23 protein-coding genes are annotated in these 26,093 nt (G+C 45.7%); 13 read left to right on the top strand and 10 right to left on the bottom strand.

Features of this window, described 5'->3' with window-relative positions; all coding sequences use genetic code 11:
• Window positions 1-208 precede the first annotated feature (208 nt).
• The 5 genes from NL647_RS09525 to NL647_RS09505 all read left to right on the top strand — a co-directional run bounded on the left by NL647_RS09525 (window position 209) and on the right by NL647_RS09505 (window position 7,123).
• Window positions 209-1,456, top strand: a complete 1,248-nt coding sequence (locus tag NL647_RS09525; RefSeq protein ID WP_253650059.1) for a carbohydrate porin — start codon at window positions 209-211, stop codon at window positions 1,454-1,456.
• Window positions 1,457-1,531: 75 nt separating this feature from the next.
• Window positions 1,532-2,683 (top strand): anaerobic sulfatase maturase, encoded by a 1,152-nt coding sequence (locus tag NL647_RS09520; RefSeq protein ID WP_253650058.1) that lies wholly within the window; start codon window positions 1,532-1,534, stop codon window positions 2,681-2,683.
• Window positions 2,684-2,698: 15 nt separating this feature from the next.
• A complete protein-coding gene (locus NL647_RS09515) occupies window positions 2,699-4,444 on the top strand; it encodes a DUF4955 domain-containing protein (RefSeq protein WP_253650057.1) in 1,746 nt (581 codons plus the stop codon).
• A gap of 96 nt (window positions 4,445-4,540) precedes the next feature.
• Window positions 4,541-6,412, top strand: a complete 1,872-nt coding sequence (locus NL647_RS09510) for a DUF294 nucleotidyltransferase-like domain-containing protein (protein ID WP_253650056.1) — start codon at window positions 4,541-4,543, stop codon at window positions 6,410-6,412.
• Between the two features lie 3 nt (window positions 6,413-6,415).
• Entirely contained in the window at window positions 6,416-7,123 is a 708-nt protein-coding gene (locus NL647_RS09505; RefSeq protein ID WP_253650055.1) for an exonuclease domain-containing protein, read from the top strand.
• A gap of 75 nt (window positions 7,124-7,198) precedes the next feature.
• Here NL647_RS09505 and NL647_RS09500 read toward each other — a convergent pair whose 3' ends face one another.
• The gene (locus NL647_RS09500; RefSeq protein WP_253650054.1) at window positions 7,199-8,200 is read right to left on the bottom strand and encodes an arginine deiminase-related protein; all 1,002 of its coding nucleotides are present in this window, start codon (window positions 8,198-8,200) and stop codon (window positions 7,199-7,201) included.
• 407 nt (window positions 8,201-8,607) lie between these two features.
• Between NL647_RS09500 and NL647_RS09495 the strand changes: the two genes are divergently transcribed.
• Entirely contained in the window at window positions 8,608-10,446 is a 1,839-nt protein-coding gene (locus NL647_RS09495) for an ABC transporter ATP-binding protein (RefSeq protein ID WP_253650053.1), read from the top strand.
• Between the two features lie 641 nt (window positions 10,447-11,087).
• On the top strand, window positions 11,088-11,795 hold the full coding sequence (locus NL647_RS09490; protein WP_005449901.1) for a DUF445 domain-containing protein: 708 nt from the start codon (window positions 11,088-11,090) through the stop codon (window positions 11,793-11,795).
• 100 nt (window positions 11,796-11,895) lie between these two features.
• Here NL647_RS09490 and NL647_RS09485 read toward each other — a convergent pair whose 3' ends face one another.
• Complete coding sequence (locus tag NL647_RS09485; RefSeq protein ID WP_005449899.1) at window positions 11,896-12,372, bottom strand: Lrp/AsnC family transcriptional regulator; 477 nt, start codon at window positions 12,370-12,372, stop codon at window positions 11,896-11,898.
• 322 nt (window positions 12,373-12,694) lie between these two features.
• On the opposite strand from NL647_RS09485, the gene NL647_RS09480 reads away from it, so the two are divergent.
• A complete protein-coding gene (locus NL647_RS09480) occupies window positions 12,695-12,862 on the top strand; it encodes a hypothetical protein (protein ID WP_005449897.1) in 168 nt (55 codons plus the stop codon).
• Between the two features lie 7 nt (window positions 12,863-12,869).
• On the opposite strand, the gene NL647_RS09475 is transcribed toward NL647_RS09480, so the two are convergent.
• On the bottom strand, window positions 12,870-13,118 hold the full coding sequence (locus tag NL647_RS09475; protein WP_253650052.1) for a hypothetical protein: 249 nt from the start codon (window positions 13,116-13,118) through the stop codon (window positions 12,870-12,872).
• Window positions 13,119-13,651: 533 nt separating this feature from the next.
• Here NL647_RS09475 and NL647_RS09470 point away from each other — a divergent pair.
• The 3 genes from NL647_RS09470 to NL647_RS09460 all read left to right on the top strand — a co-directional run bounded on the left by NL647_RS09470 (window position 13,652) and on the right by NL647_RS09460 (window position 15,172).
• The gene (locus NL647_RS09470; RefSeq protein ID WP_009696502.1) at window positions 13,652-14,014 is read left to right on the top strand and encodes a hypothetical protein; all 363 of its coding nucleotides are present in this window, start codon (window positions 13,652-13,654) and stop codon (window positions 14,012-14,014) included.
• On the top strand, window positions 14,001-14,450 hold the full coding sequence (locus NL647_RS09465; protein WP_005449893.1) for a hypothetical protein: 450 nt from the start codon (window positions 14,001-14,003) through the stop codon (window positions 14,448-14,450). The genes NL647_RS09470 and NL647_RS09465 overlap by 14 nt, the downstream gene beginning before the upstream one ends.
• A 275-nt stretch (window positions 14,451-14,725) precedes the next feature.
• Window positions 14,726-15,172, top strand: coding sequence for a GNAT family N-acetyltransferase (locus NL647_RS09460; protein ID WP_009702245.1), 447 nt, complete (start codon window positions 14,726-14,728; stop codon window positions 15,170-15,172).
• Window positions 15,173-15,190: 18 nt separating this feature from the next.
• Here NL647_RS09460 and NL647_RS09455 read toward each other — a convergent pair whose 3' ends face one another.
• Entirely contained in the window at window positions 15,191-15,430 is a 240-nt protein-coding gene (locus NL647_RS09455; protein ID WP_005449890.1) for a hypothetical protein, read from the bottom strand.
• 413 nt (window positions 15,431-15,843) lie between these two features.
• Between NL647_RS09455 and NL647_RS09450 the strand changes: the two genes are divergently transcribed.
• The gene (locus NL647_RS09450; protein ID WP_005449889.1) at window positions 15,844-16,374 is read left to right on the top strand and encodes a GNAT family N-acetyltransferase; all 531 of its coding nucleotides are present in this window, start codon (window positions 15,844-15,846) and stop codon (window positions 16,372-16,374) included.
• A 95-nt stretch (window positions 16,375-16,469) separates the two neighbouring features.
• Here the strand turns inward: NL647_RS09450 and NL647_RS09445 are convergent, their stop codons facing one another.
• The 5 genes from NL647_RS09445 to NL647_RS09425 all read right to left on the bottom strand — a co-directional run bounded on the left by NL647_RS09445 (window position 16,470) and on the right by NL647_RS09425 (window position 23,853).
• Entirely contained in the window at window positions 16,470-16,979 is a 510-nt protein-coding gene (locus tag NL647_RS09445; protein ID WP_009706661.1) for a MerR family transcriptional regulator, read from the bottom strand.
• 179 nt (window positions 16,980-17,158) lie between these two features.
• The gene (gene putP / locus NL647_RS09440; RefSeq protein ID WP_005449887.1) at window positions 17,159-18,652 is read right to left on the bottom strand and encodes a sodium/proline symporter PutP; all 1,494 of its coding nucleotides are present in this window, start codon (window positions 18,650-18,652) and stop codon (window positions 17,159-17,161) included.
• Between the two features lie 137 nt (window positions 18,653-18,789).
• Window positions 18,790-19,497, bottom strand: coding sequence for a 1-pyrroline-5-carboxylate dehydrogenase (locus tag NL647_RS09435; protein WP_049535189.1), 708 nt, complete (start codon window positions 19,495-19,497; stop codon window positions 18,790-18,792).
• 11 nt (window positions 19,498-19,508) lie between these two features.
• Window positions 19,509-22,640 carry a bifunctional proline dehydrogenase/L-glutamate gamma-semialdehyde dehydrogenase PutA gene (putA, locus tag NL647_RS09430; protein ID WP_029790491.1) on the bottom strand — a complete coding sequence of 1,044 codons (3,132 nt, stop codon included), beginning with the start codon at window positions 22,638-22,640 and terminating at the stop codon, window positions 19,509-19,511.
• 400 nt (window positions 22,641-23,040) lie between these two features.
• Window positions 23,041-23,853, bottom strand: a complete 813-nt coding sequence (locus NL647_RS09425; RefSeq protein ID WP_005449884.1) for an AraC family transcriptional regulator — start codon at window positions 23,851-23,853, stop codon at window positions 23,041-23,043.
• 774 nt (window positions 23,854-24,627) lie between these two features.
• Here NL647_RS09425 and NL647_RS09420 point away from each other — a divergent pair.
• Window positions 24,628-25,347: a PAS domain-containing protein gene (locus NL647_RS09420; protein ID WP_009702374.1), complete on the top strand. Its 720-nt coding sequence runs from the start codon at window positions 24,628-24,630 to the stop codon at window positions 25,345-25,347.
• Window positions 25,348-25,415: 68 nt separating this feature from the next.
• Here the strand turns inward: NL647_RS09420 and pdxH are convergent, their stop codons facing one another.
• Window positions 25,416-26,051, bottom strand: a complete 636-nt coding sequence (gene pdxH / locus NL647_RS09415; RefSeq protein ID WP_005449881.1) for a pyridoxamine 5'-phosphate oxidase — start codon at window positions 26,049-26,051, stop codon at window positions 25,416-25,418.
• Window positions 26,052-26,093: the final 42 nt, after the last annotated feature.

Raw genomic sequence — 26,093 nt, 5'->3', positions numbered from 1 at the left:
CTTCGGTAATTTTCCTTATTTAGGTAACAATTTGTGAATAATGTCACAGAGCCAATAATTGAGGGCGATCACGCTTATAATATATGAATCAATAGAGTTTCATTTTTTGCATCCCTCAGCAATTTTCTTCATTCAAATAAAAAAAATAATCACTTAATTTCTGTTGTGACTTTCGTCTTTGAAAAATAAATAGAACAAGGAAATTAATGTGAACCACTCTACGATCAAAACCTCTCTTCTCATGACATCAATTGCCTTATGCAGCCAAGGTGTTGCTGCGCAAGATATCGATTTTTCTGGATATTTTCGTGCAGGTGCAGGTTCTAGCTCAAGCAATGGTGCGATGGTGTCTTACAACAAACAGAAACTTGGTCGCCTCGGCAACGAAGATGACATTTATCTGGGCTTAGGCTTGGGGACCCAGCTTGCGAAAACCGATCAATACGATGTCTATTTCCAATCTCGTTTTGTTTACCAGTCAGATGGTTCAAACGATTGGGAAGCCATGGATGACAGCGATACTGACTTCATGTTCAAAGAAGTAAACGTAGCGGTGAAAGGACTGATACCTTCTCTACCAGAATCTACTGTATGGGCAGGTAAGCGCTACAACCAACGTCACGATAACCACATCATTGATACCTACTACTGGAATGTGTCTGGTACTGGTGGCGGTATTGATTACATTCCTGTTGGTGACGGTCTGCTGTCTGTCTCTGCCATCCGCTCAGATCGTAAAGGCCAAAACTTTGATGATCCAGGCACAAAGAACAACAAGCTCAACGTCAACATTTTCGACATTCGCTATAAAGGCATCAAACTATGGGAAAACGCTGAGCTGGAAGTCGGTCTTGACTACGGTATGCCAAATGAGTCGGATGAATTTACGTTGCAAACCGAAGATGGTGTGATGGCTACTGGCTTGGTTACCTACGGCGGTAAATGGGGTAAGAACAATACGGTTTTCCAATACGGTACCAACGGCTTCTCCAAAGCGCTGTTTAACGACCATGCAGGTAAAAACTACTTCGCAGAAGTGCAAAAAGATGCGTCCGCTTACCGAGTAATGAACTATGGCTTGTTGAAACTGACCGACGACGTTGTACTTGCTCACTCTCTGTTCTGGACCTCTTCAATTGACGATATCGAGATCAACCAGACCACAACACAAACGACTTTTTCAGCGGTTATTCGCCCTGAATACAGCTGGGACGACAACAATAAAACCGTACTCGAGCTAGGCTACTTCGATGCGACGACTGCCGATGACACCCCTCAATCAGCTAGCAAGGTAACACTTGCTCAAACTTGGTCGCCATCTAAGAGCTTCTGGGCTCGCCCTGAACTGCGCGTATTCGCGACTTACTTCCAAGACTATGAAGACGATCATGCATTCGGTGATAACAACGACACCGAATTCCAAGTCGGTATTCAAGTTGAAGGCTGGTTCAAATAAGACAAAGCCTGCTCCTTCGGGAGCAGGTCTTTTTCTGTGAAACAACAATAAGTCTAGAAATAAAGGAAACGCGGAATGCAGTCATCTTACCCTTTTCACATCATGGCAAAGCCGACAGGATCTACCTGCAATATTCAGTGTGACTATTGCTATTTTCTCGGTCGTGAAGAAATGCTGAAAGAAGTGACTGCGAACTCAATGCCGCTCGAAACATTAGAACTCTACATTAAGCAATACATTGAAGCTCAACCCACCGAACAAGTGGTTTTTAGTTGGCAAGGTGGTGAACCAACACTGCTCGGTCTCGACTACTTTGAAACCATCATCAAGCTGCAAAAAAAACACAACCCACTTGGTAAAACCATTCATAACGATTTGCAAACCAACGGAATGTTGCTCAACAAGCCGTGGTGTAAGTTTCTTAAAACTCATCGTTTCTTCGTAGGGTTAAGCATCGACGGAACCCAAGAGGTTCATGATCATTATCGCCACACACGCTCAGGTAGAGGCACACATAAAAAGGTGCTCAATGCGGCGGCTTTGCTTCATAAATACCACATCCCTTTTGCGACCCTCACTTGTGTGACTCACCAAAGCACACACTCTGCACTAGAGATTTATCGCTTCCTGCGTGATGAAGTGAAAACCAAACAAATGCAATTTATCCCGATCGTGGATAAAGCCGAGCTAGAAATGCGCTCTTCATGCCTTGTCACCACTAAAGAACCTTATTCTGTTTCCCCACAAGGTTGGGGCGAATTCATGACAACCGTCTTTGATGAATGGCTGAAAAACGATATTGGTCAGGTTTACATTCCAACCGTTGAGGACTGCCTCGCCGTTCTACTGAATCATCCCTCTTCATCCTGTGTGACAAGCCAATATTGTGGTCGTGCTCTTGCGATAATGCAGGAAGGCTCCGTCTACAGTTGCGATCACTACATCGAAGATAGCCACCGCTTAGGTAATGTCAAAAATACACACTTGGCGCAAATGGCATGCGACCCAAAACAACAATCTTTTGGTCTCGATAAGACCCACTCACTTTCTCAACAATGCCAGCAATGCCCATACCTTAAGTTCTGTTTTGGCGGTTGCCCTAAAGACAGGGTGCGTTCAAACAAAGAATCTTCTCCGCAAAATTACCTCTGCTCAGGATTGCGCGCTTTCTACCAGCACGCCATTCCAGCATTAAAACAACGCATAAAAAACGTGTACCCCCAATAACAAGGAAATGATTCCATGAGATACAAAATAGGAACTCTCTCTGTCGCTTTGCTGCTTGTCGCTTGTAATAGCGAATCGAGTGTCGAAAACACCAGCCAATACTGGACGGATTTTGTTGCCAGCCGAGATTCAGCATCAGGTCTGTTGGATACCTCAACAACACTACCTGAAGAGCGCATTCTTCAAGACTACTCCTTTGCTGGTTATAAATTCAGCGATACGCCATTACCGGCACCCGCCCCAACAGAAACGGATGCTCTATACCATGTGTTTAATGTCCAAGATTTTGGGGCAATACCGAATGATTCAATCAGCGATAAAGCTGCGATAAAAGCCACTATTGAAGCGATGAAACAAAGCCGTACGACGAATCCCGCTGAGTCAAAAATCGCTGTGCTTTATTTTCCTGAAGGCACTTACATCATCAATAATGCCGCAGATGATGCCCTCATCGATCCAGATAACGTGGATGATATTAAGAACAAGCAGCCGATTTTCGTCGATCTGGATAATGTTGTGGTGAAAGGCGATGGCGTTGGTAAAACCGTGCTCAAAATGGACACCTATTTGCAGCCAGAAAATCCATCCAAAAAATGGACGACGCCACACATGTTTCAACTCGGAGCAAGAAGCGACACCGAAACCACAGCCGCAACTATTGAGCTTTCACAAACGCTTGAAGGCGGCTCAAGCTTTTCTGTTCAGGTAGACAGTAGTGCAGGTTTTTCTGTCGGCGACAGTATTCAAATTTCTGCTTTGATTCAACGCGAGCCAGCAATCAACGATGCAATCTCACCGTACCTCATCGAGTACAAAGCCTCAGCACCAGACACGCCAGTTTGGGCAAATCTGGTTAAAGGGCTCGATAAACGCGAGAAACATACCATTGCAGCTATTGATGGCAATGTTCTGACATTCTCTACCCCAGTTGCACATACGCTCGATCAAGCCGACGCTTGGCAAGTGAAAAAAGTCACCTCTTATGAAAACGTCGGGATTGAGAACATGACGATTTCAGGCAACTGGCACGAAGAATTTGTCCATCATGAAAGTGCCTTGCACGACAGTGGTTATAGCTTGTTAGCACTTAATCGAGTTCATGACAGCTGGGTAAGAAACATTGAACTACGCGATTTCAACCAAGGAGGCGTGCTATGGAATACCTACAATGTGACGGTTGATGACGTCACGCTGTCCGGAACGCCGGGACACCTTGCTTTCACTATCATGTACGGCAACTACAACTTAATTGAAAACATTACCGACAACTCTCACGCTTGGCATGCGCCTGGCGTATCGAAATACTCGATTGCCAATGTGTACAAAAACAGCCAATACGCCGCTGACTCCTCTATTGATTTGCACGGTGAGCAGTCCATGCACAACCTATTCGATAACATGAAGGGCGGATGGATTTATGGTCGCTGGGGCGCGAGTTCTGGCAACCAACCAAACCATCTAAAAGGGCTCACTTTCTGGAATCCAGTCAACACTGGCGTAAGCGCAAATGAATTTATGTTTATGAAGGATGATGGCATTTACGGTCGTGTGATTATGCCTTACATCATCGGGATGACGGGCTCAGAATTCTCTGTTGCACCACAAGCCAAGTACATCAATACCATGATCGAAAACGGCACTGCGAACTACTCCGAAGTACCCGATGAAAGCCTTAAGCAAGCACATTTGGAGTCTATCGGTACGGCGGTTGAACCAGCATCACTGTTCGATGCACAGTTGAATTTACGCCATGCTAAGTAACCGATGAATTCGAGGTAAAGCCGAAAGGCGATGTCACTTAATAATATCGACAGGAGGCTCAAGTCGAGCCTCCTATAACAACCAGAAGCTGTCCTTATGAAAACCTCCGCAACACTCAATATCCTGCACTTCTTAGAGAAGCTCGACCCTTTTGATAAGCTCCCCACAGAGATCGTTGAGCAGCTCGCCGATCTCGTAGTGGTTAGTTACCTAGCTAAGGGAGAAACCATCGACGAAGAAACTCTAAGTCAGTCGGCGCACTTGTACTTCATTCGCTCAGGTGCAATTGAGCAAAAAGACTCGACAGGAGGTTTGTTGGCTCGATTGGGAGAAAATGACCAGTTTGGGTTTACCTTCTTTCAAGATTCTTCCCTTCAATCACAACGTTATCAGGTCTACGCACTAGACAGCACATTGCTTTACTCCATCCCCTACGAAGCTGTGCGTAAGGTGATGAGCAGCGCAAGCGCAACGACAGATTGCTTTGATCCACAAGCACCAAAACGTCTAAACAGTGCTGTCAATCACTCGCAACACAAGGAAAACAAAAGTTTATTCTTCAGAACTGTAAAAGACATCGCGAGTGAAAACATTACGTCTGTGGACTATCTCACCCCAATCCAAGACGTAGCAGAACGAATGTGTTCTCGTCCTAAAAGCTCTTGTGCTGTCGTAGAAAAAAGCGGTGAATTGGTGGGAGTCATTACCGATCGAGACATGACCATGAAAGTGGTGGCGAAAGGGCTCCAACTCACGACGCCAGTTCACCAAATCATGACCTCTCCTGTAACCGTGATCGATGAAGACGAGCGGATCATTGAAGCCATTTCACTCATGCTAGAGCACAATATCCGGAGCCTGCCTGTCATATCAAAAGGGCAAGTATGCGGACTGCTTACGACCACCCACTTAGTACACAACCACCGTACCCAATCGTTGTTTTTGATTGAGAAGATTCGCTACGCTGATTCTATCGAAGCTCTTGCCAAGCTGCGCGACGAGAAAGAATCGATTTTTCAGGCGCTGGTTGAAAACGGCACCTCCTCAAACCTACAAGGCAAAATCATGTCGATGATCATGGATGCGTTTACTCGCAGAATCATTGAACTAACGGAAAAGGTACTTGGTCCTGCGCCTTGTAAGTATGCTTGGATGGTGGCAGGTTCTCATGCGCGTAATGAAGTGCATCTCTTATCTGACCAAGACAATGCCATCGTCGTTGAAGATGACAAATTCCAAGAGCACCAACTGTACTTTGCCCACCTTGCGATGCGAGTTTGCAACGCTCTAGCGGCTTGTGGCTACCCACTTTGCGATGGTAAATATATGGCGGCATCTCCTCGGTGGTGTCAGCCTCTGCAACGTTGGAAGCACTATTACAATAAATGGGTTTCTAGCCCGGAGTACAATCAATTATTGAATATCAGTGTGTTCCTAGAGACCCGCGCCATCTATGGCTCTTATGAGTTAGTCGAGGAGTTACAAGATCACCTCAACGATTGTATTCAACACAATTCGAGCTTCTTGCCATGCTTGACGCGAGATGCCATTAACATTTCACCACCACTGAGCATCTTTAATAACTTGGTGGTAGAGAAAGGTGGGGAGCACAGCAATACCTTAAACATCAAAAAGTACGCCTTGAATCTCATCGTAGATTTAGCGCGAATTTTCAGCCTCTCGGTAGGATGCAAGCTTGCTGGCACAGAGGAGCGATTTCGTTATGCTATGACTCATAAAGCCATTTCTGAAGATGCCTGCGAGAGCATTATTGAAGCGCTGCGATTCATCAGCCAAGTTCGCTTCCGCCATCAATTGCATGCTATACAAAACGGGCATATACCCGATAACCACATCGCCCCCGATCAATTCAGCAGTTTTGAAAGGAAGCACCTCAAAGAAGCGTTTAAAATCATCGGTAATTTGCAAGACGTCGCAAAGCTTAGGTTTGTAAAGGGAAACCAATAAGCCATGTTGACGAGTCTAAAACACAAGTTCCACTTGGAGAACATCGAGACACTTCGACAACATATCGAAGAGCAAGGTGAATGGATTGGCGGTTGGGGAACCTATCTCAGCACTCCATTACCCTCTGTCACGTCACCACTTCAACAGCTTAAATATGTCGCTATTGACTTCGAGACAAGTGGACTCGATTTTAAACACGACCAGATTTTGTCTATTGGTTTAGTGCCATTCAGTTTTCAACAGATCGAACTGTCGACCGTTGACGAGCTTTTTATTTCACACGGGCAATACATCACCGCTAAAAGTGCCAGCGTGAACCAATTAACCCCCAAGCACCTCAGCCAAGGGCTCACTATCGATGCAGCGATGAATAAACTCTTTGAAGCCTTGGCAGGAAAAGTGGTGTTAGCTCATGGAGCATTCATTGAGAAAGGCTTCCTGTTGCGCTACCTCAGCAAAAAGTTTGGCATCGTTAAACTTCCCTTTTACTTTATCGATACGATGGAGCTCGAACGACGATTCTTATCATCAAACCTTGTTCATAGCCCTGCCAGCTTTCAGCTTGATGACCTCAGGGAGAACCTTGGATTCCCTGCTTACTACAACCACAGCGCAGCAAGTGATGCGTTAGCATGTGCCGAGCTTTTTATTGCCAGAGTGCATAAAACGACTTCACTCGCCAATGCCGCTCTACACAAGGTAATGTCGTAAATCCGCTGGAGCCCATCAATAAAAAAGCACCACATCTTTCAACATGGTGCTTTTTGGGGGAAATTTAGAAATGGCTTACAGCACGGCTTTGCGGCTTGGTAGGAACACTTCGCCTAACATGCAACGTACAGAACCACCGCCAATCGATTCGATGGTAGAAACGTCGAATGGCAGCAATTTACCGTGAGTCGCCAGTTGATTTTTTTGTGCTGGTGAGAACGCATCGTAAGCCGATTGAGACATAGCAATAACCTTATCGCCGCGTACCGTTTCCAGCTGAAGGATGTTGCCGCAGAACTGGTTCATCTGCTCAAGAGAAATCGAGATCACCTGCTTATCTTTCGCCAATGATTTAAGCACAAAGCGACGCTCAAACTCAGGGATCACCTCATCACAAATCACACAGAACTGCTCTCCCACCGCCATCATTACGTTGGTGTGGTAAATCGGCGCGCCAGAAGGCAAACGGGTTTGGAAAGAAATCACGCGGTCGTAACCAATGCGCTTGGCATAATCTTCTAACACCAGACGATCACAACGCTGTGAAAGCGCGGCATAAACGGTTTTGTTGAAGTGGTCGAACACCATCACGCCTGTGCTTTCTAGGTAGGCTTCTTCTCCGAGGTATTCGGTTAATGAATCTTGTTGATGCACTTCACGACCCGCTTTTGCTAATGCGGCGACCAGCGCATCTGGGCGAACTTCATGCTGACGGTTTTCACATGCCATCGGGAAGGTATACAAAGTGCCCTCTGGAGTGGTGCTAAACCAGTTATTAGGGAAAACCGCATCTGGCGTGGCTGTGTCAGATTGAGGGTAGTCAAACTCAACCACTTGCACGCCTTCTTTACGCAAGGTTTCAACCATCGCGGAAAATTCAGCCATGGTGTTACGTGAGACTTCTTCTTGAGTTAGCGAAACTTGGTGTTGAAACTCGTTGTCTTGCGCAGTTTCTTCGTTAAAACGAAACTCTTTAGGTGGCACCATCACAACGCAATTTGCGGTATGACGCAGAGCACTTTGCGTGCTTTCTTCTTTTCCATGTGCATTCTGAGGCACTGATTCGTGTAATAGCATCCAATATATTCCTTTTCACTAGAATGATGAGATTGTAAATTTATTGTTAACCGAAGTTTTGCTGTTTTTAATAATAAATCCATCAACCAAAAGTAAATATTTTGGTATAAGACCGGATTAACCCGACTTTTTATTGTCACTTTGCCGATTTACTGTTTTGTGACGCGTGAATGGTCATCCCAAGAATAATGCACTAGCGAATTCTTTATAACCAACTAGTTACATTTAAAAGGCAATCGGTTAGACTATTTTTTCGCCTCTCACACATACGCAAATACGTCTGCTTTTCTGGCTAGCAGACCACAATATGTCTTATCTCCACGTTCAGGATTTCTGCCTCGTCCAAGGCAGGAAGAATTGACGGATTCACCCTCTGACGTGGCAATGCTTTAACTTTAGGATGAGTTATGTTTAAACGATTTGAAGGCTTTACCGAGCCGTTCCCCAAATCACAGCCTGACCAACCCCCAACTGGGATTTACGCCTTCTTGCGCCATTACACGCGCGGCTTTGAGAAACCGCTGATCATCATGTCGATCATGTCGACGATTGTGGCGATCGTAGAAGTATCTCTGTTTGGTGCCATGGGTCAGTTGGTTGATTGGCTATCCACCAGCAATCCAGAAACCTTTTTACAAGACAACAAAGCAGACCTTATTTTCTACGGCTCTTTATTGCTGATTGTCATGCCGATTTTGGTCGTGGTTTACTCACTGCTGATTCACCAAACCCTGCTGGGTAACTACCCAATGTCGGTACGTTGGCTTGCGCACCGTTACTTGCTAAATCAAAGCCTGAACTTCTATCAGGATGATTTTGCAGGGCGTGTCGCCACCAAGGTGATGCAAACCTCTTTGGCGGTGCGAGAAACCGTCATGAAGACGATGGACGTGTTTGTTTATGTCTTGGTTTACTTCACCAGTATTATCGTGATGCTGGCGGCGGCTGACTGGCGCTTGATGATCCCAATGTTGGTGTGGCTAATGGCATACATCGCGATTCAGGTCCACTTTGTTCCGAAACTAAAGGCCGTGGCGACTGAGCAAGCCGATGCACGCTCCACCATGACAGGGCGCATTGTCGACAGCTATACCAACATTCAAACTGTGAAGCTGTTCTCGCACAGTAAACGAGAGACCGAGTACGCCGAAGAAGGCATGAAAGGCTTCTTGCATACCGTCTATCGCCAAATGCGCTTGGTGACTGGCTTCGACGTAGCGGTAGAGATCTCCAACTATCTATTGGTGTTCTCGGTGGCTGCGCTATCGATTTACTTGTGGTTGGATAGCGCGATTAGCGTTGGTGCTATTGCAATTGCTATCAGCTTAGCCCTGCGTATCAATGGTATGTCGATGTGGATCATGTGGGAAGTCGGTGCCCTATTCGAAAACTTGGGTACTGTCGTAGATGGCATGAAGACGCTATCTAAACCTATCGACATCAAAGACAAAGCCGATGCGAAAGATCTGCAAGTGTCTCAAGGCGGCATTCACTTCGATAACGTGAGCTTCCATTATGGTGAGAAAAAGGGCGTGATAAACAACCTCGACCTTAATATCAAACCGGGTGAGAAAGTGGGCTTAGTTGGACGATCTGGCGCAGGTAAATCCACCTTAGTGAACTTGCTATTGCGCTTCCACGATGTAGAAGAAGGTTGCATCAAGATTGATGGGCAGGAAATCTCGAGCGTCACGCAAGATTCGCTGCGCTCGAATATTGGTATGGTGACGCAAGATACGTCTTTGCTACACCGCTCAATCCGCGACAATATCTTGTATGGCAACCCAGATGCGACTGAAGAAGACCTGATTAAAGCGACTAAGCAAGCGCACGCACACGAGTTTATCGAAACCCTAACCGACCCGTTCGGCAACGTGGGTTACGACGCACAAGTGGGTGAGCGCGGTGTGAAACTGTCTGGTGGTCAACGCCAGCGTATTGCGATTTCACGTGTACTGCTAAAAGACGCACCTTTGCTGGTACTGGATGAAGCGACTTCAGCACTGGATTCAGAAGTGGAAGCCGCCATTCAAGAAAGCTTGAACGAGCTGATGCAAGGCAAAACCGTTATCGCCATCGCGCACCGTTTGTCGACCATTGCGCAAATGGATCGCTTGATTGTGCTTGATAAAGGCAACATCGTCGAACAAGGCACACACAAAGAGCTTATTGCCAACAACGGCATTTACGCTCAGCTTTGGGCGCACCAAACAGGTGGCTTCCTTGGGGAAGAGCTCGAGGGTTAACGTTCTTAAATTGCAGTAAATCACCAAACTAAAACGGCGCAATAAGCGCCGTTTTTTCATTCGATTTTGCTATGTCGAGCCGCTTCCCCAAGAAGACACCCCACACAAATGGTGATGACGATCACTTAATTTTCTCAGATGTAAAACAATTTTGTGGGTGAAAGTCACACTTTTTCTGGTAGTATGGCGTCCCGTTGCGTAATCGTTAGTAGTGGACACAACGCAGAGTAGCAAGCTGGATTCATTTGTAATTTCACTTTTTGAGAAACAGCTATACTCAATTGATGGCTTAGTTATTAATCTAATAATAAGGTAATTAGCTTATGTGTAAATGTGGTTCAATGCAGATCGTACAAGTAAAACCAAGTTGGGCAGACAAATTATTCGGCTACTCAGAGCGCTGGAAATGCCAACTTTGTTGTAAGGTCTTCCGCTTCTAAAAACACAATAAAAGTACACTTAGAATTTCTAAGAAAAAGCAGTGACCCGGCAGTGAATGTCGGGTTTTGTTTTTTTAGCGCTAACCTATTTCATCCCGCCTAAAAGCAGACCCAATCAAGCTCAACCTAGCATCTCTCTACCAGTTAGGTATAGAATCATGCCCACTTATTACTTCATCAATTCATACATAATCGGTCACTATGAACAAAAGTTTGCTGACTAATATCCTCGCGATCGCCATGATGGGCGCGGGATACCACATTCAAAATGATTACCTTTGGTACGCGGGTCTATTCGCTTTTTCTGGCGCTATCACCAACTGGTTAGCGATTCACATGCTGTTTGAAAAAGTACCCGGCTTGTACGGTTCAGGTGTCATTCCAGCTCGTTTCGAAGAGTTTAAATTGGCAATCAAAAACTTGATGATGGAGCAATTTTTTACCGAAGCGAACATCGATCGTTTCCTAAACAAGGAAATGGCTGGCGGCGTAAACATCAACCTAGAACCAGTGATCGAGAAAGTCGACTTAAACCCAGCCTTTGATTCTCTAGTGGAAGTCATTGAAGGTTCTCAATTTGGCGGCATGCTCGCGATGTTTGGTGGCGCAGAAGCGCTACAACCAATGCGTCAGCCATTTGTTGAGAAGATGCAAGAGTCCATCATCGAACTGAGCAAGAGCGACAGCATCAAAGAAGCACTCAAAGAGCAGTTAGAGTCACCAGCAATGATGGATGAAATCAAACAGAATATTGAAAGCATCATCGATCAGCGCCTAAGTGAATTGACGCCAGCGCTGGTAAAAGAGATCGTACAGAAGATGATTAAAGAACACCTTGGCTGGCTCGTCGTTTGGGGCGGGGTATTTGGTGGTCTGATCGGCGTACTGACAACCTTCGTCAGTGCCTAAGAGCCATCTAATCACTAATGCTGATTAACTCGCGTTAAGAACTCAAAAGGAGCCCAATTGGCTCCTTTTTTGTATCTGTGTTTCGCACACTTTGTGCAATTTAACCAAGCAGCTCGGGATTCACCCCAAAGCCCGTCTTGTGTTCTTCAATGACCACTTCACTACGAGTTTGTATCACACCAGGCAACGTCCCAAGCTTACTCGACATAAACTCTTGGTAAGCCTTCATGTTCTTCACTCGCACTTTGATCATGGTATCGAAGTCACCTGACAGCGAATAGCACTCTTCTATTTCAGGCATTAACTCTACCGCTTTAGCAAACTTCTCAAAAATCGAAAAGCTGGTTTGATCTAAGCGAATATGGATGAAGACCTGCACATCCAACCCAAGCTTCTCCGCATTGAGCTCGGCATGATAACCATTTATGTAGCCTTCTTTCTCTAACCGTTTGACACGCTCAGAGCATGGTGATGTGGTTAAGTTAACCTGCTTTGCCAGTTCTACGACCGGAATTCGCCCACGAGAATGCAGCACTCTCAAAATTTGCAAATCAATTCTGTCTAATTGGTAACTCATTAACCACATCCTTGTAACAACTCAGGAGTCATCAGAGTAATAGTAACTATTCAGTTTGCAAATAGTGATATCAACAACGTGTGAAACCTGCATACATTTAACGTTTGCCTAGCACAAAAATTCATCAAATAGTCAAAAAATAAAAACATTCATCTGCATAATTTATAAATCAACACACCAATATTGGCGACTTTATTAATCAGATAATTTTGTTAACAAAATAATGGAATGATGAACTTTGAAGAGAAAAATATGAGCTGAAGAGAAAAGAAATGAGCCAAATGATAAGGCAATAATAGGTAAAAATATTAAGGAGAAAGCAATGTTAACCCTACAACTCGCGTACAAACCATTTGGCGTTGGAGAATGGACGTACACGACCGTCTCACACGAAGTCGCAAAGTCTCTGGCGTCTGAATATGCGTCTTACGGCTGGCCAGTTATGATCGACGGATTGCCATTCGCAACAGAAAAAGATCTTGCTGCGTAAGCGTCAATTACATAATTGCTGATGTCTGTCGCGCTGGATGCTGAACCACTTCACCAATAGCGCGATGGTTACAACAACGGCAGTAGTACTGCGGCTCCATCTCGTAGTAATGCTCACCCGATACAAACTTTGCCATCAACTGAGTAAAACTGACGACTTTGCCAGTTAGCGTGTCGATATGCTCTGGTTCACAACGCTTCATGATCACTTTATGCTGCGTTGATCTTCTACAAACTGAGCAATAAATATCCGGCATTTCTCTTCTCCCTGATTTTCTGTGCTACTGACAATTGACATATTTTGTTCAAAATAATTCCACAATTAAAAAGCCCCTTTAGTTTTTTGTGCCCCACATCCAAAAAATTCCGCACACGTGCCTGAAAACTGAGACCTTGGTCAGACCTCAACTTTTGTATCAAATTATGAACAATAACGCCTATGTATGTAATACTACGAGATACTACGCATAAGTAATTGTCACTGTGTATTTTTTACATTCAGCATTAAAGAGCGTCTTGATTCCGACAGGTGAGAGAGAACGGATACCTCTCTTCCGACTCGTGTAATTTACAGTGTGAATTGTGCACAAAAAAATCGCACTACCCATCGCGCAGTTCAATGCGGATTTGATGCGAATAACTAAACCTGAAAGCGTTCCGCAAACTAAAGAAAGCACTGAGTATACGGTGGGACTTGCCTCTTAGATTTGTTGTTCAGCGAAACTAAGCGGCTCTCATCGTGACATTATGATGTGCAAAAGATAACTAGATAGAACATGGAGTCATTGGCATGGAAAGCCTCGCAAAATCTCTCAATCAACAAGGGTTCCGCTGTCATGCGCTAGATCGAAAGGTCAAAGTAGAACTCGGTAGCTTTGGGCAATACGTTTACGTTATTAAGGACTACCAAACTGGTCACTATTTGGTTCAGCGCCATTTAACCGTCCAAATGGCGACGTTTATCCTTATGTTGAGCACAGGTCTGTATGGCTTAGTGACCAAAGGAAGTGGTATCAGCGCGGTCCTTGCGGCTATCTCAGTTGGTGGGCTAATAAACCTGATTTTAATTGAAGTGAAATCTCAGCCGCTTACACAAGCTCTGCGTAAACTGTCAAACATAAGCAGCGAGGAAATTCGAAGTGATCATTCATGAGACCTCACAAAACTTACCAAAGAACAATCCGTTCTTATTCAGCATTTGGTTTCTATCACTCACCTACTTTGCTTATATAGGCGGTTACCTATGGTTAATAGGGGCAGGATTGGCTGTATTTATTCTATTGCTGTACGTATTACATCTATCTAAGCGTAAGTGGTTTACGCCAAAATCGATCAGCATTGAGCCCGCTTCTAACAGTTTGAAGTACCATCAAGATTCTACAGTGTACTTTCGTATTCCATTGAATGAAATCAGCAAGGTTCGAATTGAGAAAGAACCTTTCAGTAGTAACTGCTTGATGCTCTACACCGCCACAGATTCCTATCAGGTTCCAAATTCCAACAACTTCGATAAACTGCAATTAGCGCAATTAATGAAACAGATCGAAGAGAAAATTGATGATAGAGATAGTCAAAGCGCAAACGAATGACATTATACCCAAGTGACTTCAAGATGCAGGATTCAGAGCGTTGTCATTGATTCGAGTTCAAGGAAAACAACACAGCGTAATAGCCAGCTCTTTCCAAGTTGTTTGACGCAGAAAGCGGGGCAATGACACGCTCCCGAAGGGCGAGCTGTCTTGGCTTGTATACTTTGTTGCCGATTCTTGATTTAGAGTGACTAGATCTTTAAATCGTCGCCGCGTCTACAAACCAAGTCATTCTCGCTGAATCTAGCATCTCGAGGTTACTTGGGTATATACAAGTGGCGGATTTGGTTTCTAAAGTTACACAGCGCCACATCCTTGAGCACTTTACCGAGGAAGGAAAACGGCGCTTTCTCGCAAGAATCGGACAAGATGTGACACAAGCAATAACGCATCCAGACTTTTTAGCCTTAGCGGCGTTCCGCGACAGTAAAGTGGTTGGCTTTGCCGCTTTAAAAGATGATAACTATCTCACCCACTTATTCGTCGCAACCAAAGCTCAAGGTCATGGTTTGGGTAAACAACTTCTCGATACGATACTGGACTCAACCCATGATAAGCCAAGAAGTTATGTGCGTCTTCGTTCAGCCCCCAACGCAGTTTCGTTTTATCACAAGCACGGTTTTGAACCTACCGATGATCTCTGCGAGAAAGAAGGAATTCGTTATGTGCCAATGCGATTAGCGCTCGTTTCCTCTCTTGAAATACAAAAAAGCCAGCAATGATGCTGGCTTTTCTCTCTCTTAGTCTTGAGCGACTTTCACGCGAATCTTGCTTTTCGCTACGCTGGTCAAGTTCAGCGCTTCCAGTGCAGAAATCGCTTCTGCTTCATCTGGCATGATCACAAAGCCGAAGCCTTTTGATAAACCGGTTTCTTGATCAAGAACCAATGTACAAAGCTCTACTTTGCCGTGTGCAGAGAAGAGTGCACGCATGTCTTGCTCAGTCGTTTGACGAGCCAAGTTTCTTACTAAAAGTTTCATAGTGAACCTAGTGGTTTGAATAACCCTACGATTCTCTCAGGTTCTTCAAAACAAACCAAGTGAATAATATTGTATACCCAAATGACTTCATGATGCAGGATTCAGAGCGTTGTCATTGACTCGAGGTCAAGGAAAACAACGCAGCGTAATAGCCAGCTCTTTCCAAGTTGTTTGACGCAGCAATCGAGTCAATGACACGCTCCCAAAGGGCGAACTGCCTTGGCTTGTATACTTTGTTGCCGATTCTTGATTTAGACCCACTAGACCTTTAAATCGCCGCCGCGTATACAAACCAAGTCATTCTCGCTGAACCTAGCATCTCGAGGTTATTTGGGTATACGAACAACTAGATCATTCTAAGTACATCTGCTTAAATGATTTTTCTTTCATTTTTCACCCAAAGGAGAGCCGATATGGAAACGAAACGTCTTAAGCTAATCCCTGCTTGTTTAGAACGTGCAGAAGAAGCACACCAAGCAGTACTGCGTAGCCAGAAGACACTCGAAGTGTATCTTCCTTGGGTGCCACATGTGCTCACACTAGAAGCAATGATTGAGGGGACAGAAAAAGCCATCGCCAACTTTGAAAGTTTTGAAGGGGAGTTGCGTTACTTCATTATTGAAAAAGAAAGCGACCGTTTAATTGGTGCAGTAGGCTTAATGATTCGTGATCAAGAAGTGCCGTCGTTTGAAATCGGTTACTGGCTGGATGATGCCGCGGTGGGCAACGGCTACATTTCCGAAGCGGTGCTTGAGCTAGAGCGCTACGCGTTTGAAGACCTCGGTGCAAGACGCATTGCGATTATGGCAGATTCAACCAACCTAAAAAGCCGTGCTGTCGCAGAGCGTTGTGGTTATGACTTTGAAGGTGAGTTGAGACACGACCGCCTCTCTACCTCAGGGGAATTGAGTAACACTGTGGTTTACTCAAAGATCCGTTTCTAAGCAGTTTATGATTAAGTAAGCTGTTATAAAAAATAAGCCTCACGAAGAGGCTTATTTTTATTTAACCGGTTTTTAATGTCCTGCTTAAGCGCTAATTATAGAGCGCGAATGCGCACAATTTCGTCTTGCTCAATACCCAAAGATTCAAGGAATTTTTGGTGCTCAGCAGGCTCCATCTCTTCAAATTTCTGGTGCCATGTCACCATGTCGTTTTCAGAAAAGCCCGCCGCTTGCATGATTTGTACCCAACGTTCTTTAGTCACAATATTATCCTCTATCAGTTGTGGTTCTTGTAATAGCACCACGATCGCTTTTTGCTGCGCTCGCAGATTTTGAATCTCGCGTTCAAGTTCATTGAAATGGTCTTTCAAGATCTCCGCTTGAGATTTGCCTTTCTGTGCCAACAAAGTGCGTATGCTGGAAATCGGTAACCCATAAGAACGATAAGACGAAATGGTTTTTAAACGCTGCATCTCTTTTTCTCCATACCAGCGATAACCGTTTTCTGAACGATGTGCAGGCGCTAGCAAGCCTTCACGTTCATAGTAAAGAATCGTAGTACGAGAGAGTCCACACTCTCTGGCCAGTTGGGTTACGGTTAGCATAGTGGCTCCTTTTGTCGGTACAGACATAGCATCAGCCCTACACTGATAGACGGGTCAACACGTTTTTTACTATACCTCAGAAATTCTCGAATTGAGGTATTACGGGTCATTCAAATCACCATCGAGTAAGCACAAAAAAGCCCGCGACGAACGCGGGCTTTGTTTTTAATTGAGAGGAATTAGTCTAGCTCAACCAATTTCTTCTCGTATTCTTTGTGTTGCTCAAGTACTTCTTGCGCTGCACCACCAGTCAACTTACTTACAACAATGATCGCAATCGTTGAGAAGATGATGCCCGGTACGATTTCGTACACATCGAACCAACCGCCTGTTAGCTGTTTCCAAACCACGATAGTCACACCACCGATTAGGATACCTGCTAGTGCGCCGTTGCGGTTCATACCGCTCCAGTAAAGGCTAAGCACAACTGCTGGACCAAACGCTGCACCAAAGCCTGCCCAAGCGTAAGATACAAGACCGAGAACAGAGCTGTCTGGCGTCATTGCTAGGAATAGCGCGATAAGAGAAATCACGATAACGCCCACACGACCAATCATTACAACTTCTTCAGACGTTGCATCCGGCTTAATCACTTGCTTGTAGAAGTCTTCTGCTAGAGCAGATGACGATACTAGAAGCTGTGAATCTGCAGTACTCATTACCGCCGCTAGGATTGCCGCCAATAGGATACCGGCAATCACTGGGTGGAATACCGTGTTCACCAATAGCATGAAGATTTTCTCACCATCTTCTAGTTGCGTACCAGGGTGACCTGTTACCCACACTAGACCAACAAGACCAACTAGCATTGCGCCCGCCATAGAAAGCGCAGTCCAACCTACAGCGATACGACGCGCTGTTGTTAGGTCTTTGTTCGAACGAGAAGCTTTAAAACGCGCTAGGATGTGTGGCTGACCGAAGTAACCTAGACCCCATGCCACCAACGAGATGATCGCGATAGCCGATAGAGGCTCGCCTTTCGTATCGTTCCATAGCGTTAGTAGCTCTGGGTTAATGTTGTGCATGTCCGTCGCTAATTGACCTAGACCACCATCCATCACAGCAACTGGCACGATCATTAGTGCTGCTGCCATCAATAGACCTTGCACCAAGTCCGTCCAAGATACCGCTAAGAAACCACCGAATAGCGTGTAAGAAACCACACACACCGTGCCAATGATAACGGCAATGCTGTAATCCAAGCCGAATACGGTCTCAAACAGTTTGCCCCCTGCTACCAAGCCTGAGCTGGTGTAGAAAAGGAAGAATAGAAGAATGAAGAAAGCAGAGATTGTCTGAATCAGTTTCGACTTATCGTTAAAGCGACGCGACAGGAATTCAGGCAGCGTTAGCGCATCAGTTTGAATGCTGTACGTACGTAGACGTTTTGCACTGATTAACCAGTTTAGCCATGTACCCACAAGCAGACCACCTGCTAGCCAGAACGCTTCAATACCTGCTGCATATGCATACCCCGGAAGACCAAGTAGCAACCAGCCACTCATGTCTGATGCACCTGCAGAAAGTGCCGCTGGCCATGGACCAAGGCTACGACCACCTAGGAAGTAGTCTGATGAATTGGAAGTCCTCTTATACGCGTAAACGCCAATGGCAACCATAATTAGTAAGTACGCCACAAAAGTGGTCGTGATAGCAAAGCTATTTTCTATCATTTGATAGTCCTCGTTATAATTATTTCCTTCCTTGCCTGCTTTGATATTTTGCCATCGCAGCAATACATCAAAGTAAGAGATACCAACCCGAGTAAGCTCTCAGGCTCTTTTGGTTCAGATTGGTATCACAAGTCAGGTTAGTGGGAGTCGCTTCCCAACTCGAGTAGAGTCGCGTTACCGCCCACCGCTGTAATATTTATCGTTCGAGTACGCTCGGTAATGAAGCGCAACGACAGATGAGGATCATGAGTCAATGTCGGTGACTCTAAATCCGTTTCAGAAACTAAGCTGACGATGGCACCGTCACGCTTAGCCAGTTGCAGGTTAAGCGCATGCTCAACCTGTGAATGCCCAACATAACCCACACTACGTACGTCGCTGTCTAACAACGGGGAAGACGCATCGTACGCAACCACTTGGACTAAGTTAGATGGGAAGTTTGCTGACGCCACAGCATGCTTAACCAATTGAGTAAGCTCTGTATTGTCACTACAAATCACCACACTGTTGCCTGCAATCAGAGCACAGGTGATCATTGCAAATGCGCTGTACAGTGCGTTCTCGGTATTCGCCAGGTTGTTTTCACAAACGACCAAAGCCACACCGCGACCCGCTGCGTACAGCTCGTTAGTTTCGCCCGTAGGCCCCACTAACTGATGAGTTTCTGCTAACAGAGTAGACGCTTGCTGCAAGTGGTAAGACACCACTTTGCCAACCACGCTATGCTGCTCTTCAATCGCAGATTTAAATGCCAGCAAATGCTCACATTTGTAATCAAAATCGGTCAGATTCCACTGCTCCCACGCAGAGAATGCATCTTTAAAAAACGTGATCTGATGAACCATAATGCGACTCCTTACGCCTTCTCTGCTTGAACAAGATGTTGTTTAGTAAAGCGATATAGGTAATGAGGACCACCAGCCTTCGGACCTGTACCCGACAAACCTTGACCACCGAATGGCTGAACGCCAACCACCGCGCCAACCTGATCACGGTTGATGTAGCAGTTACCCACACGAGCGTGTTTTTCAATCCAACGGTAAGTGGTTTCGTTACGGCTGTGGATGCCCATTGTGAGACCAAAACCAGTTTGGTTAATTTGCTCAACCACGTTTGGCAACTCAGACGCTTTAAAGCGAACAATGTGTAAGATGGGACCGAATTGCTCTTCTTTCAGAACATCAATGCCCGAGATTTCGAATGCACTTGGCGACACAAAATCACCGTGCTGACACGCTTCATCCAATTGCAATTGAGCAACTTTGGTTTGCGTGCTTGTCATGTGCTCTAGGTGAGCAAGGAGTTTATTTTTCGCATTGCTGTCGATAACCGGACCCACATCCGTTTTGTGCAAGTAAGGAATACCAACATGCAGTTCATTCATCGCACCTTGGATAAGGTTGATGATGCGATCTGCAACGTCTTCTTGAACGAACAGAACGCGCAGAGCAGAACAACGTTGACCTGCAGAAGCGAAAGCGGAACGAATCACGTCACGCACAACTTGCTCTGGCAGTGCCGTACTATCCACAATCATGGCGTTTTGACCGCCAGTTTCAGCGATAAACGGTACTGGCTTCGCGCTACGCTCGGCAAGCGTCACATTGATGCGTTGCGCCGTCGCTGTCGAACCGGTAAATGCCACACCTGCAATCGCATCGTGAGACGTTAGTGCATGACCGATTTCACCACCACGACCCGGCAATAGCTGAATCACGCCCGCTGGGAAGCCGGCTTCTAGCATCAATTCAATCGCACGCGCCGCAATTAAGCTGGTTTGCTCAGCTGGCTTAGCCACAACTGTGTTCCCTGCAACCAATGCCGCTGTGACTTGACCAAGGAAAATCGCTAATGGGAAGTTCCATGGGCTGATACAAACGAATACGCCCAAACCTTCACGGCTAGAAATGCGTTTCACGCCATCAAAACCTTCCAATTCGAACGGCTGAAGGTTTTGTGCTTGTTTCGCGTAGTAACGACAGAAGTCGACCGCTTCACGCACTTCATCAATGCTATCGTGAATCGTCTTACCCGCTTCTTGGTGACAAATTGCCACCAGTTCAGCCAAGTTTTCTTCCATCAGATCCGCAAGCTTATCTAGGCACGCCGCTTTTTGTTCAATTGCGGTGCCTTTCCACTCTGGGAATGCAGCATCAGCCGCTTCGATTGCAGCGGAAACATGATCAAGGTTTGCGAAAGCCACCTGACCCACTTCAATACGACGATCGTAAGGGGCAGTAATGATCTCTGCAGAGTTTTCCTTGATCATGCTTTCGGCATGTTTTTCGCCGTTGATGATCGGACCCGCAGTCCACTTCTGAGTTAGGAAGCTTTCAACCTGCGCTTCAAACGGCTTCGCTTCGCTGTCGATATCAACGTTCACACCGTATGAGTTTTTGCGCTCTGGGAAAATGCCGGTTGGCATTGGGATTTGACCGTTGTGCAAGGTCTCAAACGAGGTCAGCACATCAACAGGGTGATGCGTCAGCTCTGAAATTGGACAACGCGCGTCCACCAAACGGTGCACAAACGAACTGTTCGCGCCGTTTTCTAGTAAGCGACGAACCAAGTAAGGCAGGAGGTCCGCATGGCTACCGACTGGCGCGTAAATACGTACTGGCTGACCATAAGTGTCCATCACATGGTTATAAAGCGAATCGCCCATACCATGCAGACGTTGGAATTCGTAATCTTTGTGCTCTGCCATTACAGCAATCGCCGTAACAGTGTGTGCGTTGTGACTAGCAAACTGCGGGAAGATATTACCGCGCACGCCTTCACTCAGTAGGAAACGCGCACACGCTAGGTAAGCAACATCCGTCGCTTCTTTGCGCGTGTAAACAGGGTAGTTCTCGTAACCCGCTTGTTGCGACCACTTGATTTCGCTGTCCCAGTACGCGCCTTTTACTAGACGAAGAGGGATCAAATCACCCTGCTCTTTCGCTAGACCGTTTAGCCATACGAGTACAGGTAGTGCACGTTTCGAGTAGGCTTGAACTACTAGACCAAACTTGCCCCAGCCTTTCACTAGGTCGCTGCGGTACAGCTTTTCAAACAGTTTGAGTGACAGCTCAAGACGGTCCGCTTCTTCTGCGTCAATCGTGATGGCAACATCCACCTCAATAGCGCGCTTAAGCAGTTGCGTTAAGGTGTCGTAAAGCTCTGTCATCACGCGTTCTTCATTCGCCACTTCGTAACGTGGGTGAAGTGCAGAAAGCTTGATAGAAACAGAAGGTGCAGGGCTTGTGTCACTGCCGTACGTTTCACGACCAACGGCTTCGATCGCCATTAGGTAGTCTTTGAAGTACTTGCTTGCGTCTGCTGTGGTCAGCGCCGCTTCACCCAACATATCAAATGAGTAAGTGAAACCTTTGTCGCGCATTGGGCGACCGTTCTTCTGCGCTTCTTCAATCGTACGACCACGTACAAACTGATGACCCATGATCTTCATTGCCTGATACATGGCTTTACGAATCACAGGTTCTGAGAATTTATTTACCAGACGGTTTACAGCCTGACCTGGGCTCTGGGTTTCTTGCTCACCAAGACCAATCACTTTACCTGTTAGCATTAAGCCCCAAGTTGAAGCGTTAACGAAGACAGAATCAGAACTCTTAAGGTGAGATTTCCAGTCAGCAACGCTTAACTTATCTTTAATCAGTGCATCCGCCGTTGCTGAATCAGGAATACGCATCAATGCTTCTGCAAGACACATCAGTAAGATACCTTCATGAGTATCTAAGCTGTATTCCAGCAATAGCGCATCAATCATCTGAATTGACTTTTTATCCGCACGGATGGCTTCGATAAGCTGGGTTGTTTGGGTCGTGATTGCCGATTTTTCTTCCGCTGTCGGCGTTGCTAGTGGCAATAATTGCTCTAGCCATTGAGACTCGTCCACCATGTACAATGGCGAGATCAGTGACCACAACTTATCAAGCGGCTGCTCGATAAATTCCGGTGTTAACACGTTCGTTGCTGTAAACATGCGTTTTCCTCAATCTCTCTCCTCGAAAACCGCTTCGAGGATCATCAATGGCTGGCAGTGTATTTTGAGCCCGAGAAGAATACTTGTCAAAAACTCCGAGCTTTTTGCTAAAAACTCGCTTTTATAACAAAACATCTACATAGTCACACGCAAATACATAATATATTGTGTTGTAAAAATTCATCTTTGCATGTCATTTACAACAAAAGCAGGCGGGTTTTGAGCAATTTCTGTTTGAATAAGAAGGATTTAGATTGCGCTTTTGTGAGGAATGGACAAAAACATTGAAATTTTCCGGAGAATTACGCAAAAAAGTTCGACTTTCCTGTGCAAAACACAAGCACAAAAAAGCCGCGACTCATACGCGGCTTCGCTCAAATAAGCAACTTGATGAGCAGTGTTAGCCAACCTGTTTCTTATACTGAGAAGGTGATAATCCTTGTAAACGAGTAAAGGTATGAGTGAAAGTACTTTGGCTTGAGAAACCGGTGAATTCGGCAATTTGCCCCAACGTTAGGTGACCTTGTTCAATCAAATCGCGCGCCATATCGATGCGTTTGCCGAGCACGTACTGATGCGGCGTAATGCCCATCTGATCTTTGAATAAGCTATGGAATTGGCTTTCACCCAAAAATACGCTGCCAGCCAATTGCGCCACGCTGATTTTGTGGCTCAAGTGCTGTTCGATGTAACGGTCAATCGCTTCCAGATCAAAGCGTGACTCTTTCCTTGAGGTTTCAAATGCTGATATATGACGCTGCATAAGAGCGATCACGGTGTCATTACACGCACGGCTAAGCAGTAAATCGTCTGGATGATTACGCATCTCTTGCACCAGCATTTGAATCAGCTTTTGAATCTGACCATCCAATTGGAAGTAAAGATGAGAGCGTTCTAGGTTATTGATTTTTTGCAACATCTCAGGATCATCGTTGGCAGGCTTTGGCATATTAAGCACCAAGATGTCTGATTGATGAATCACGCCACCGAAAGCATGATCAGAAGATGCCGTTACGATGCAACCTTGCCCCGGACCAACCAAATTACCCTGACCACGAACTTCGAATTCTGCTTGTCCCTTTAAACCGATCACGATCTGTGTGTAAGCATGATCATGGCAATCCATATAAGACGGAAGCGTGATCAACTCTGCTGGTTTAGGCAGCATGATCTCTTTATATAGCGGGGCTTTCGGGTTATCTGAATCACTCATTTCAAACAGTCGTCTTTACACAGTCGGCTTATATCTTGGCATCATATACCTTCTCTGTTGGGTTGCAAATCTTCCCCAATCCAATCGCACAAGATCAAATCAACACGATCATTGCGCTCTACATGATCATAGTTCCGGAACGATGATCATGTGAGAGAAACTTACGGTCAATGTGCAACCAATTTTTTTAACAAAAACGGACAGATAGCCAAAATTACCAAAGATGAGACAAGCCAATAGCAAAGATCTTTGGGGTTGAAATGCACATCAATGTAAGCAACAAGGTAAAAACTACGATCGAAAGCGCACGAAATGCCCGAAAAACAGGGGCATAGAGGGATTTCCCCCCTTACTAATATGCTCACAATTCAATACATTAGACCTCGAGCTCTAGGATGCATACGACCCTGAGCTCATCGGTATCTACTTGATACCTCTAACTTACTTAGCAGACCCTCGCTATGTAATTTAGAACCTCTTCTACACGTCGACAAGATTATATCTTGTGTTGCCAGCCCGTCTTCAGGCTGGCTTTTTTTTGTCTCACGCCAATGAAAACAATGGCATAAGCTGATAATATATCGACCATCTCACCGTATCCTGACGTTAATCATCACGCTGAGTTATCCTGATCGACCTTCTCTCTTCCAGTTCCATCTGGCGCGATTCTCGAAAGCATGATCAAGGCAGTGTTGTAATAAAAACGCGGGATAAGCGAAGTGAGAATACTGACCTGCAATCAAGCAGGCGATATGTAGCAGTAGTGAGTCCCTTGTGAATATTCCAGTCAATACCATAGAACAGTCGCTCCTTCGACAGCTACCGGGTTGTTGGGGATGCAAAGATAAAGATTCGGTATTCCGCTATGTGAATCAGGAATACGCAGAATTGATAGGCTACGATTCACCTGAAGTCTGTATAGGCAAAACAGACTTTGAGGTCGCAAGCCCTACCATTGAATGTGCAAAAGAGTTTCAAGAACAAGATAGGCACGTAATTGAAACAGGCGAGTCGCTAAAGATCCTTGATATCCACCCTTATCCAGATGGTCATTGGCGAGCGCACATTTTTACTAAGACGCCTTGGCGAGACGACGACGGCAACATCATTGGCACCATATTTTATGGTCGCGAACTTACTGATACTGCCGTCATCGAAGTGGGATATTGGGTATGCAGAGCCATCGGTGGCACGCCCAACCAGCAGTCCATCTTTCGTTTTTCTAACCTGAAACCCGAGCCAGAAAAGCTGACCTGCCGTGAGCAAGAGACTCTGTTCTTGTTGCTGTATGGCAAAAAGCCGCAATTCATCTCACAGGTCATGGGGATTTCAACCAAGACCGTAGAAGGGCATGTTGCTCGTCTGCGCACTAAGTTTGAAGCCAACAGTAAGAACGAACTTATCGACAAAGCCATGGAGGCAGGCTACGGATCGATTGTGCCGAAAACCCTGCTTAAACATCAGCTTTCTGTCGTGCTTAACGGTGAACGTTGATTCGCCATTGGGTAAACACAAAAACACCGCCTATTGAGGCGGTGTTTTTTATCTCTTTGTCAAAGCCATTACGGCGCAAGGCGATCGATGTCCCACTCGCCTTCTTGATTTGAGAACAAGAAACGGTCGTGCAGACGATGTTCACCACCTTGCCAGAATTCAATGCTTTGCGGCTTGACGCGGAAACCACCCCAGAAGGATGGCATCGGGATTTCACCCTTGGCAAACTTCTGCTTCAACTCTAGGAATTTACCTTCCAATACACCACGTGCAGAAATACGGCTACTTTGTTTGCTCGCAATCGCAGCCAATTGGCTGTCTTTCGGACGAGAAGTGAAGTACTTCATGTTCTCCATCGGCGTTAGCTTTTCTGCCACACCTGTGATGTGAACCTGACGCTCAAGTGGATGCCATGGGAAATGCAGGCTGATGTTGCTGTTGTGCTCAAGCTGCTGCGCTTTGCGGCTGCCCAAGTTGGTGTAGAACACAAAGCCATCTTTATCGACGTTTTTCAGCAGCACAATGCGTTGAAACGGCATGCCATTTTCGTCCACTGTCGCGACCGTCATTGCGGTTGGATCAGTCAACCCTGCTTGTACCGCTTGCTCTAACCATAGGTTAAATTGATCAATCGGATCTGCTTTTAAATCTTTACGACGCAGGCCACCTTTTGTGTACTCACGACGAATATCAGCAAGTTCCATCTTCACTCCTTCACTCGTTTTTGTCGATTGTGCGCCCGATGA

It is taken from the genome of Vibrio sp. Y29_XK_CS5, assembly GCF_024181835.1.
Lineage (GTDB): Bacteria > Pseudomonadota > Gammaproteobacteria > Enterobacterales > Vibrionaceae > Vibrio > Vibrio harveyi.
Note: the sequence above shows the minus strand (reverse complement) of the source record. Positions and strands in the feature narration are given on the sequence as shown.

What these genes read in the sequence shown, in the direction of transcription:
- NL647_RS09520 (WP_253650058.1), top strand. Translation starts at nt 1,532, where the DNA reads ATGCAGTCATCTTACCCTTTTCACATCATGGCAAAGCCGACAGGATCT.
- NL647_RS09515 (WP_253650057.1), top strand. Translation starts at nt 2,699, where the DNA reads ATGAGATACAAAATAGGAACTCTCTCTGTCGCTTTGCTGCTTGTCGCT.
- NL647_RS09510 (WP_253650056.1), top strand. Translation starts at nt 4,541, where the DNA reads ATGAAAACCTCCGCAACACTCAATATCCTGCACTTCTTAGAGAAGCTC.
- NL647_RS09505 (WP_253650055.1), top strand. Translation starts at nt 6,416, where the DNA reads ATGTTGACGAGTCTAAAACACAAGTTCCACTTGGAGAACATCGAGACA.
- NL647_RS09500 (WP_253650054.1), bottom strand. Translation starts at nt 8,200, where the DNA reads ATGCTATTACACGAATCAGTGCCTCAGAATGCACATGGAAAAGAAGAA.
- NL647_RS09495 (WP_253650053.1), top strand. Translation starts at nt 8,608, where the DNA reads ATGTTTAAACGATTTGAAGGCTTTACCGAGCCGTTCCCCAAATCACAG.
- NL647_RS09490 (WP_005449901.1), top strand. Translation starts at nt 11,088, where the DNA reads ATGAACAAAAGTTTGCTGACTAATATCCTCGCGATCGCCATGATGGGC.
- NL647_RS09485 (WP_005449899.1), bottom strand. Translation starts at nt 12,372, where the DNA reads ATGAGTTACCAATTAGACAGAATTGATTTGCAAATTTTGAGAGTGCTG.
- NL647_RS09480 (WP_005449897.1), top strand. Translation starts at nt 12,695, where the DNA reads ATGTTAACCCTACAACTCGCGTACAAACCATTTGGCGTTGGAGAATGG.
- NL647_RS09475 (WP_253650052.1), bottom strand. Translation starts at nt 13,118, where the DNA reads ATGCCGGATATTTATTGCTCAGTTTGTAGAAGATCAACGCAGCATAAA.
- NL647_RS09470 (WP_009696502.1), top strand. Translation starts at nt 13,652, where the DNA reads ATGGAAAGCCTCGCAAAATCTCTCAATCAACAAGGGTTCCGCTGTCAT.
- NL647_RS09455 (WP_005449890.1), bottom strand. Translation starts at nt 15,430, where the DNA reads ATGAAACTTTTAGTAAGAAACTTGGCTCGTCAAACGACTGAGCAAGAC.
- NL647_RS09450 (WP_005449889.1), top strand. Translation starts at nt 15,844, where the DNA reads ATGGAAACGAAACGTCTTAAGCTAATCCCTGCTTGTTTAGAACGTGCA.
- NL647_RS09445 (WP_009706661.1), bottom strand. Translation starts at nt 16,979, where the DNA reads ATGCTAACCGTAACCCAACTGGCCAGAGAGTGTGGACTCTCTCGTACT.
- putP (WP_005449887.1), bottom strand. Translation starts at nt 18,652, where the DNA reads ATGATAGAAAATAGCTTTGCTATCACGACCACTTTTGTGGCGTACTTA.
- NL647_RS09435 (WP_049535189.1), bottom strand. Translation starts at nt 19,497, where the DNA reads ATGGTTCATCAGATCACGTTTTTTAAAGATGCATTCTCTGCGTGGGAG.
- putA (WP_029790491.1), bottom strand. Translation starts at nt 22,640, where the DNA reads ATGTTTACAGCAACGAACGTGTTAACACCGGAATTTATCGAGCAGCCG.
- NL647_RS09425 (WP_005449884.1), bottom strand. Translation starts at nt 23,853, where the DNA reads ATGAGTGATTCAGATAACCCGAAAGCCCCGCTATATAAAGAGATCATG.
- pdxH (WP_005449881.1), bottom strand. Translation starts at nt 26,051, where the DNA reads ATGGAACTTGCTGATATTCGTCGTGAGTACACAAAAGGTGGCCTGCGT.